Raw genomic sequence first — 9,638 nt, 5'->3', positions numbered from 1 at the left:
TACGGGGGGATCTCGGGGGTGTGGGGGCCGCCGGTGATCATCTATCTGGTGTCCGTCGGCGCCGAGAAACGCGAGATGATCCGCGTGCAGGGGGTGGTGTTCCTGATCGGCGGCATCGTGCTGCTGTCGGCGCACCTGCAATCGGGGGTTCTGAACGCGGTGACGTTGCCGCTGTCGGCGGCGCTGGTGGTGCCGGCGGCGGTGGGGATGTGGCTGGGGTTCCGGCTTCAGGACCGGTTGGACCCGATCCGGTTCCGGCGCTGGACGCTGGTCCTGCTGGCGGTGACCGGCCTCAACCTGGTGCGTCAGGCGGTGATGGGCTGAGCGCGCCGAGCCGCGCCAGCGCCGCCGTGAACGCCTCGCGCGAGATCTCGCCGACGTGTTTTTCGACCACGGCGCCGCTGGCGTCCAGAAACACCGTCGTCGGCAGGCCGAACGCGGCATAGTGGCGCCCCAGCACACCACCCTGGTCGAGCACGACATTGGACAGCCGCAACCCCTCGGTTGCCAGGAACAGGCCCACGGTGTTCGGGGTCTCGCGCTGGTTGGCAAAGATCACGTCGACATCGGGATGCGCCGCGGCGACATCGGCCATCATCGGCAATTCGCGCCGGCAGGGGCCGCACCAGGTCGCCCACAGGTTCACCACCGCCGGGCGGCCGTCCCGCTCGGCCAGGGAAATCGCGCGGCCGTCGATGGCGGTGAACACCTGTGTGGGCGGCGCAAGCGGCTGCAACGGCCCTTGCAGCATCCCCACCCCCGCCCAGGTCGCCACCCCCAGGCCCAGCGCCAGCGCCACCGGGCGGCCCAGCGGCGCGCGGTCGCGGCGCAGCACCTCCAGCGCGGTCACCAGTGCCACGGCCACGAGCGCGCCCTGCACGGAAAAGCCGCCCTGCCAGAACGCCACCACGCGCCACAGCTCGTCGGCAAAGCTGTCCCAATGGGCCGCGACATGGCCCGCGCGCCCCGCCAGCGCGCCCAGAATCACCGACCGCCAGCCCCAGGCCTCCAGCCGGGGGCCGCGCGCGTCGCCCATCCGGCGCGCCAGCCACCAGACCGCCAGCAGGAACACCGCCACCGCCGCCAGCGCGGCAAAGCGTTCGATGGAAAACACGAGGGGTCCGAGGCGCACTGCATCCATCCCCGCCTTGTGCCCCGCCCGGCGCCGCCCGGCAACCGGGGCTTCTGGTCACTTCCGCGTGGCTGCGCTACACCCGCGCCCGCAGCAGCGGAGCGGGGCCATGGCACGGATTCTGATCACCTCGGCGCTTCCCTACATCAACGGGATCAAGCACCTCGGCAATCTGGTGGGCAGCCAGCTGCCGGCCGACCTCTATGCCCGCTACATGCGTGCGCGCGGCCACGAGGTGATGTTCATCTGCGCCACCGACGAACACGGCACCCCCGCCGAACTGGCGGCCGCCAAGACCGGCGAGCCGGTGGCCGATTACTGTGCGCGCATGCACGGCGTGCAAAAGCACCTCGCGGACGGCTTCGGGCTGTCGTTCGACCATTTCGGCCGCTCGTCATCGGCGCGCAACCATGCGCTGACGCAGCACATGGCGGCGCGGCTGGCCGAGGCGGGCCTGGTGGAGGAGGTCGAGGAGACGCAGGTCTTCTCGCCCGACGACGGCCGCTTCCTGCCGGATCGCTACATCGAAGGCACCTGCCCCGCCTGCGGCTACGACAAGGCCCGCGGCGACCAGTGCGAGAACTGCACCAAGCAGCTGACCCCGCGCGAGTTGCTCGACCCGCGCTCGGCGATTTCCGGGGCGACCAACCTGGAGCCGCGCGCGACGCGGCATCTGTACCTGCGCCAGTCGGCGCTGCGCGAGCGGCTGGACCAGTGGATCGACAGCCAGCGCGGCTGGCCGATCCTGACGACCTCGATCGCAAAGAAGTGGCTGCACGACGGCGACGGGTTGCAGGACCGCGGCATCACCCGCGATCTGGACTGGGGCGTGCCGGTGCGGCGCGGGGATGCGCCCTGGCCGGGGATGGAGGGCAAGGTCTTCTACGTCTGGTTCGACGCGCCGATCGAATACATCGCCGCCACCGCCGAATGGGCCGACGCGCATGGCCTGCCGGATGCCGCATGGCGGCGCTGGTGGCGCACCGACCAGGGCGCCGACGACGTGCGCTATGTGCAGTTCATGGGCAAGGACAACGTGCCCTTCCACACCCTGTCCTTCCCCGCCACGCTGATGGGCGCGAACCACGACGGCACCGAGCCGTGGAAGCTGGTGGATTACATCAAGTCGTTCAACTACCTCACCTATGACGGCGGGCAGTTCTCCACCTCGCAGGGGCGCGGGGTATTCATGGACCACGCGCTGGAGCTGCTGCCGGGGGATTACTGGCGCTGGTGGCTGCTCTCCCACGCCCCCGAGACCGGAGACAGCGAATTCACCTGGGAGAATTTCCAGGCGAGCGTGAACAAGGACCTGGCCGATGTGCTGGGCAATTTCGTCAGCCGGGTGACCAAGTTCTGTAACGCCCGCTTCGGCGCCGAGGTCCCCGCGGGGGGCGATTACGGCCCGCTGGAGCACGCCGCGGGTGACGAGGTCGCGGCCCGCCTTGCCGCCTATGCGCGCCACATGGAGGCGATGGAGATCCGCAAATCCGCCGCCGAGCTGCGCGCGCTGTGGGTGATCGGCAACGAATACCTCCAGGAGGCCGCGCCCTGGTCCACCATCAAGACCGATCCGGAACAGGCCCAGGCGCAGGTGCGCTTTGCGCTGAACCTGATGCGGATCTATGCGGTGGTCTCGCGCCCGTTCGTGCCGGATGCCGCGGCGCGGATCATGGCCGCGCTGGCCTGCGCCGACTGGAGCTGGCCCGACAGCCCTGCGCAGGCGCTCGATGCGCTGCCGGTGGGCCACGCCTTCACCGTCCCCGACGTGCTGTTCCGCAAGATCACCGACGAGGAGCGTGAGGCCTGGGCCGCCCGCTTCGCCGGGCTGCGCGCCTGATCGCCGCCCCGTCGGAGGCCCGCCGCGCTGCCTGCCCTTCGGGCAGGCGGCGGAGCGGGGCTCGCGCCACGGGCGATTGACCATTGTGTTCGGGCCGCCTTCACCCCTATTGTTGCATTGGGGCCGTGCAGTCCCGTCATGGTGACATGCCGCACGCGCCCCTCCGCGATCCCTCCGATGCGTCCCCGCCGACGGGCCTGCGATACGGAGGGCGGACACACCGCCGGCATGCCGTCGGCACAGGAATTGCCCGCCGTGCGACCCTCGCCGGTTGGCCTTGAACGGGTGCCCCACCAGGCACCGGAGCCACGAACCGCGATGCCCGACGCCCTCTCGCACCGCCCGATGGAGCGACACGCCGCAGCCCCCCGGGCCTGTGCGCGCAAGTCCTCCTCCGCGGAGTGCGCGGCGCTGGCCATCGCCTCAACCGGACAGCCCCCGGGCCCCGCCCTGCCAGCCGCCAACGGCATGGCAGCGGCGCCGCCCGCGCGGCGTGATGAGAGACAATGCCCAACAAGATGCTCATTGATGCCACCCACGCGGAGGAAACCCGCGTCGTGGTGGTCGACGGCAACAAGGTCGAGGAATTCGACTTCGAGGCCGCGAACCGCCGGCAACTGGCCGGCAACATCTACCTTGCCAAGGTAACGCGGGTCGAACCCTCGTTGCAGGCCGCCTTTGTCGACTATGGCGGCAACCGGCACGGGTTCCTCGCGTTTTCCGAGATCCATCCGGACTATTACCAGATCCCGGTCGCCGATCGCCGCGCCCTGATCGAGGAAGAGCGCGCCTACGCCATCGCCCAGGAAGAAGACGCCGCCAAGGCCCGTGGCAAACGCCGCGGCGGGCGCAGCCGGGCCGCCGACGCCGATGGCGACGCGGATGCCGTTGCCACCGGCGATGTCGCGACGCCGTCGGGAATGGATGTGGTCGACCTTGACGGCGGCGACGACACCCGCGCCGAGCTTGTGGACACCGCCGAGCGCGCGTCGGGCGACGACCGGCGCCCCTATGCCGCCGTCGACCACGCCGCCGAGATCGACGACCAGATCGAATCCATCGCCGACGAGGACGTCTCGGACGAGATCCGCGCACCCCGCCGCCAGCGCCCGCGCCGCTACAAGATCCAGGAGGTCATCAAGGTCCGCCAGATCCTGCTGGTGCAGGTCGTCAAGGAGGAGCGGGGCAACAAGGGCGCCGCGCTGACCACCTATCTGTCGCTGGCGGGCCGCTACTGCGTGCTGATGCCCAACACCGCGCGCGGCGGCGGCATCAGCCGCAAGATCACCAACGCGCCCGACCGCAAGAAGCTCAAGGAAATCGCCGCCACCCTGACGGTGCCCGAGGGCGCGGGGCTGATCGTGCGCACCGCCGGGGCCAAGCGCACCAAGGCGGAAATCAAGCGCGACTATGAATACCTGCAGCGCCTGTGGGAACAGATCCGCGACCTGACGCTGAAGTCCATCGCGCCCGCGCCGATCTACGAGGAAGGCGACCTCATCAAGCGCACGATTCGCGACCTCTATTCGCGCGACATCGACGAGGTGCTGGTGGAGGGCGACGTCGGCTACCGCGTGGCCAAGGACTTCATGAAGATGATCATGCCGTCGCACGCCAAGAACGTGCGGCAGTATACCGATCCGCTGCCGCTGTTCGCGCGGTATCAGGTGGAAAGCTACCTTGCGGGGATGTTCAACCCGACGGTGCAGCTGAAATCGGGCGGCTACATCGTCATCGGAATCACCGAGGCGCTGGTCTCCATCGACGTGAACTCCGGCCGGGCCACCAAGGAAGGCTCGATCGAGGAGACCGCGCTCAAGACCAACATGGAGGCCGCCGAGGAGATCGCCCGGCAACTGCGCCTGCGTGACCTTGCCGGGCTGATCGTCATCGACTTCATCGACATGGAGGAGCGCAAGAACAACGCCGCCGTCGAGAAGAAGCTCAAGGACAAGCTGAAGAACGACCGCGCGCGCATCCAGGTCGGCCGCATCTCGGGCTTCGGCCTGCTGGAGATGAGCCGCCAGCGCCTGCGCCCGGGCATGCTGGAGGCCACGACCCAGCCCTGCCCGCATTGCCACGGCACCGGGCTGATCCGCTCCGACGACAGCCTCGGCCTCGCGATCCTGCGCCAGCTGGAGGAGGAGGGCACCCGCGCCCGCACCGCCGAGGTGCTGGTCAAGGCGCCCGTGGCCATCGTGAACTTCCTGTTCAACCAGAAGCGCGAGCACATCGCCCAGATCGAGGCGCGCTACGGCATGGCCGTGCGGCTGGAGGGCGACCCCGCGCTGGTCAGCCCTGACTTCAGCATCGAGAAGTTCAAGACCGCGACGCGGCCGGTGATGCCGGCCCCGCCGGTGGTGTCGGTCGACACCTCCTCCATGCCCGAGATCGAGTTCGACGAGGATCTCGAGGACGAGATCGAGGAGGACGAGGACGAGGCAACCGAGACCACCGAGGCCGAGGCCCCCACACGGCCCCAGCCCGAGACCGGCGCGAACGGTGACAACGGCGGCAAGCGCAAGCGTCGCAGGCGGCGGCGCCGGCGCGGCGGTGGCGAGGGCGACACCGCCTCCGACACCCCGGACCAGGCCCGCAGCGACGCCGAGGCGCCCGAGACCGCGCCCACCCCCGAGACGAGGCCCGAGGCAGGGCCCGAGGCAAGGCCCGAACCGGCGCCCGACTCGGCGCCCGAGGCCCCTGCCGAGGCGGAGGCCGACGCCGTGCCGGTTTCACCGGCGCCTCCGCCGCTTCGGAACCCGCCGCAGCCGAGATCACCGAGGCACCCGTGCCGCCGGCTCCGGCTCCGACTGCGGCTCCGACTCCGGCGCCCGTCCCCACCGCCGCACCCGCAGCGGCCGAACCGGCACCGCAGGCCACACCGGCCGACACCGCCGAGGACACCCCCCCGCGGCGCCGCGGCTGGTGGGCCCTGCGCCGCTGACATCCCCCGGGCGGCCGCCATCCTGGTGGCCGCCCGGACCGATGCACGGTCAAGCCATGGACGGCCCTGTGACGGCCCGTCCGTCGGGCGCGCCGCGCCAGCAGGCCGACTTTTGTCCCGCCACCCAGCCGGAACCCGGCGCCCGACCGCGCGGCTGTGACAGCCCGGTTTCGGGCGCGTTCCCGGTGTTGTGACCATGGGTCACGTTACCTCTGCCCGCCCATGGCATAGACAGGGGCCATCCACGGCACACGAGGCCCCATGTTCGGACTGGAACTCTTTGACGCGGCCCTGCTGCCCGCGATGCTGATCGCCCTGGCGGCGGGGGGGCTTTCGTTCCTCAGCCCATGCGTGCTGCCGATCGTGCCGCCCTATCTTGCGTACATGAGCGGGATCTCCATGGCCGAGCTGACCGCCGAGGACGAGCGCCCGCGCCGCAAGGCGGTGATCCCGGCGCTGTTCTTCGTGATGGGGCTGTCGACCGTGTTCCTGTTCCTGGGCTTCACCGCCTCGGCGTTCGGGATGTTCTTTCTGCGCAACCAGATCCTGTTCTCGCAGATCGCGGGCGTCGTGGTGATCGTGTTCGGGCTGCACTTCCTGGGGGTGTTCCGCATCCCGCTGCTGATGCGCGAGGCGCGGGTGGACGCGGGCGACCGGGGCGGCTCGGGCCTGGGGGCGTATGTGCTGGGGCTGGCGTTCGCGTTCGGCTGGACGCCGTGCATCGGCCCGATCCTGGGCGCGATCCTGTCCATGGCCGCATCCGAGGGGGACGTCACGCGCGGCACGGTCCTGCTGGGCAGCTATGCCGTGGGACTGGGCGTGCCGTTCCTGCTGGCGGCGGTGTTCGTGCAACGGTCCATGACGGTGATGAACCGCCTCAAGCGCCACATGGCGCTGATCGAGAAGGTCATGGGCGCGCTTCTGGTGGCGGTGGGGCTGGCGTTGCTGACCGGCGCGTTCACCGCGTTCTCGTGGTGGCTGCTGGAGACGTTCCCGGCGCTGGGGCGGATCGGCTAGGGCTGCGTTTCCGCCCGCAGCCAGTCGGCAAAGGACGGCGCCACGGCAACCATCGGCAGGGCCACGATCGCCGGCACCTCATAGGGGTGGAGCCGCACCACCTCGGCACAGACGGCGTCGAACAGGGCCGCGCGCGTCTTCAGCGTCAGGCCGACCTCGGCGTCGTCCTGCACCGTGCCCTGCCAGCGATAGAGGCTGCGCAGCCCCGGGCGGATGTTGGCACAGGCCGCCAGCCGCGCGCCCACGCAAGCGCGCGCCACCGCTTCGGCCGAGGCCGCGTCGGGGCAGGTGATCTCGATCTCGATGAACTCGGTCATGGGCCGCAGGATGGCGCGGCGGGTGGGGGCCGGTCAAGCGACCGGCCCCGCGCATCGCTCAGTAGCGGTACTGCTCGGGCTTGAACGGCCCCTGCGGCGTCACGCCGATGTACTCGGCCTGGTCGCCCGACAGCTCCGTCAGGCGCACGCCGATCTTGGCGAGGTGCAGCCGCGCCACCTTCTCGTCGAGGTGCTTGGGCAGGACATAGACCTTGTTCTCGTACTGGTCGCCGCGGGTCCACAGCTCCATCTGCGCCAGCACCTGGTTGGTGAAGGACGCCGACATCACGAAGCTGGGGTGGCCGGTGGCATTGCCGAGGTTCAGCAGGCGCCCCTCGGACAGCAGGATGATGCGATGCCCCGACGGCATCTCGATCATGTCCACCTGGTCCTTGATGTTGGTCCACTTGTGGTTCTTGAGGCCCGCCACCTGGATCTCGTTGTCGAAGTGGCCGATGTTGCCGACGATGGCCATGTCCTTCATCGCCCGCATGTGGTCGAGGCGGATGACATCCTTGTTGCCGGTCGCGGTGATGAAGATGTCGGCGCGCTCCACCACATCCTCCAGCGTGACGACCTCATAGCCGTCCATGGCGGCCTGCAGCGCACAGATCGGGTCGACCTCGGTCACCACCACGCGGGCACCGGCGCCGCGCAAGCTGGCGGCCGAGCCCTTGCCCACGTCGCCATAGCCGCACACCACCGCGACCTTGCCGGCCATCATGGTGTCGGTGGCCCGCCGGATGCCGTCGACCAGCGACTCCTTGCAGCCGTACTTGTTGTCGAACTTCGACTTGGTCACGCTGTCGTTGACGTTGATGGCGGGAAACGGCAGCTGCCCCTGCTCCATCATCTTGTAGAGGCGGTGGACACCGGTGGTGGTTTCCTCCGACACGCCCTTGAGCATCGCGCGCTGGCGCCCGAACCAGCCGGGGCTGGCGGCCATGCGCTTGCGGATCTGCGCGAACAGCGCCTCTTCCTCCTCGCTGGTGGGGGTGGCGATGAGGTCGGTCTCGCCTTCCTCCACCCGCGCGCCGATGAGGACATACATCGTGGCGTCGCCGCCATCGTCGAGGATCAGGTTCGCGCCGCCGTCTTCAAAGTGGAAGATGCGGTCGCAGTAATCCCAGTATTCCTCCAGCGTCTCGCCCTTGACGGCGAACACCGGAACGCCGGCTTCGGCGATGGCCGCCGCCGCGTGGTCCTGGGTGGAGAAGATGTTGCACGACGCCCACCGCACCTCGGCGCCCAGCGCCGTCAGCGTCTCGATCAGCACGCCGGTCTGGATCGTCATGTGCAACGATCCCGCGATCCGGGCCCCCTTCAGCGGCTGCGACGCGGCGAACTCCTCGCGCAGCGCCATCAGGCCCGGCATCTCCGTTTCGGCAATGGCCAGTTCCTTGCGGCCGTAATCGGCCTGCGACAGATCCTTGACGACAAAATCACGCGGCATTCGCGGGCTCCCGATGGGTTCAAACTCAAGCCGGGCAGATAGCATCGTCGATGCCAGGCGACAATGCGGCGCGGGGGCATTGTCGGCGAATCAGGGGGGCGTGGCACGGGTGTTCCCGCGATCGCGCCCGCCCGCGCCCCGGCCGGGGGCGCCAGCCGCGCGGCACCCATGCCACAGGCGTCGGCACGCGGATCACCGGGCGGACGGATTTGGCGGCACGGCGCCCTTGCCGCCGCCGCCGCCCTCGCCTAGGCGAGAGGCTGGCGGAGGTGCGCATGCCACGGACAACGACCCCCCGGCCACGCGCCTGGCAGCGGATGCTGTCGGGCCGGCGGCTCGACCTTCTGGACCCGACCCCGATCGACATCGAGATCGGCGACATCGCCCACGGGCTGGCCTTTGTCGCGCGCTGGAACGGGCAGACGCAGGGCGACTGGCCCTATTCGGTGGCCGAGCACTCGCTGCTGGTGGAGGCGCTGTTTGCCCGCGCCGACCCCGCGGCACCGGCCCGCTGGCGGCTGGCGGCCCTGCTGCATGACGCCCCTGAATACGTCATCGGCGACATGATCAGCCCGGTGAAGGCCGCCATCGGCCCGGACTACGGCACGCTGGAGGCGCGACTGGCAACCGCCATCCGGCTGCGCTTCGGCCTTCCGGCCGCGCTGCCCGCGCGGGTGGAACGGGCGATCAAGGTGGCCGACCGGCTGTCGGCCTGGGCCGAGGCGACCCGGCTCGCGGGCTTCGCCACGGCGGAGGCGGATCGGTTCTTCGGCCGCCCCGACATGGCGCTGCTCGACGGGATGGACCTGACGCTGCGCCCACCGGTGGCGGTGCGCGCGGCGTTCCTCGAGCGCCACGCGGCGCTGCTGGCGCAGATCGACGCCGAAGCCCCGGCGCGGGGGCGCGCATGAGCCTGCCCACCGGCACCCCCCTGC

Annotated in this window: 7 protein-coding genes and 1 pseudogene; 5 read left to right on the top strand and 3 right to left on the bottom strand. The window is 70.2% G+C overall.

Annotation, left to right across the window (positions count from 1 at the left end; translation table 11 throughout):
* Positions 1 to 324, top strand: a 324-nt coding sequence (locus tag CCR87_RS04465; protein ID WP_201156370.1) for a sulfite exporter TauE/SafE family protein, incomplete at its 5' end; no start/stop codon positions are given.
* On the opposite strand, the gene CCR87_RS04460 is transcribed toward CCR87_RS04465, so the two are convergent.
* A complete protein-coding gene (locus tag CCR87_RS04460) occupies positions 293 to 1,141 on the bottom strand; it encodes a TlpA disulfide reductase family protein (RefSeq protein WP_201156369.1) in 849 nt (282 codons plus the stop codon). The two genes, CCR87_RS04465 and CCR87_RS04460, sit on opposite strands and share 32 nt — an antisense overlap.
* Before the next feature lie 100 nt (positions 1,142 to 1,241).
* On the opposite strand from CCR87_RS04460, the gene metG reads away from it, so the two are divergent.
* From metG to CCR87_RS04445, 3 genes and pseudogenes are all read left to right on the top strand, one after another.
* Positions 1,242 to 2,972 (top strand): methionine--tRNA ligase, encoded by a 1,731-nt coding sequence (gene metG, locus CCR87_RS04455; protein WP_201156368.1) that lies wholly within the window; start codon positions 1,242 to 1,244, stop codon positions 2,970 to 2,972.
* A gap of 506 nt (positions 2,973 to 3,478) precedes the next feature.
* A pseudogene (locus tag CCR87_RS04450) lies at positions 3,479 to 5,916 on the top strand (Rne/Rng family ribonuclease).
* A 261-nt stretch (positions 5,917 to 6,177) separates the two neighbouring features.
* Positions 6,178 to 6,933: a cytochrome c biogenesis CcdA family protein gene (locus CCR87_RS04445; RefSeq protein ID WP_201156367.1), complete on the top strand. Its 756-nt coding sequence runs from the start codon at positions 6,178 to 6,180 to the stop codon at positions 6,931 to 6,933.
* Here the strand turns inward: CCR87_RS04445 and cutA are convergent.
* Both cutA and ahcY read right to left on the bottom strand, forming a co-directional pair.
* Positions 6,930 to 7,250 (bottom strand): divalent-cation tolerance protein CutA, encoded by a 321-nt coding sequence (gene cutA / locus CCR87_RS04440; RefSeq protein WP_201156366.1) that lies wholly within the window; start codon positions 7,248 to 7,250, stop codon positions 6,930 to 6,932. The genes CCR87_RS04445 and cutA overlap by 4 nt on opposite strands.
* 58 nt (positions 7,251 to 7,308) lie before the next feature.
* The gene (gene ahcY / locus CCR87_RS04435) at positions 7,309 to 8,703 is read right to left on the bottom strand and encodes an adenosylhomocysteinase (RefSeq protein WP_201156365.1); all 1,395 of its coding nucleotides are present in this window, start codon (positions 8,701 to 8,703) and stop codon (positions 7,309 to 7,311) included.
* 275 nt (positions 8,704 to 8,978) lie between these two features.
* Here ahcY and CCR87_RS04430 point away from each other — a divergent pair, with 275 nt between their 5' ends.
* Positions 8,979 to 9,614 carry an HD domain-containing protein gene (locus tag CCR87_RS04430; RefSeq protein ID WP_201156364.1) on the top strand — a complete coding sequence of 212 codons (636 nt, stop codon included), beginning with the start codon at positions 8,979 to 8,981 and terminating at the stop codon, positions 9,612 to 9,614.
* Positions 9,615 to 9,638: the final 24 nt, after the last annotated feature.

The sequence above is a fragment of the Rhodobaculum claviforme genome, from assembly GCF_016653255.1.
In the GTDB taxonomy this organism is placed as follows: domain Bacteria; phylum Pseudomonadota; class Alphaproteobacteria; order Rhodobacterales; family Rhodobacteraceae; genus Rhodobaculum; species Rhodobaculum claviforme.
This window is presented reverse-complemented; position numbering and strand designations above follow the sequence as displayed.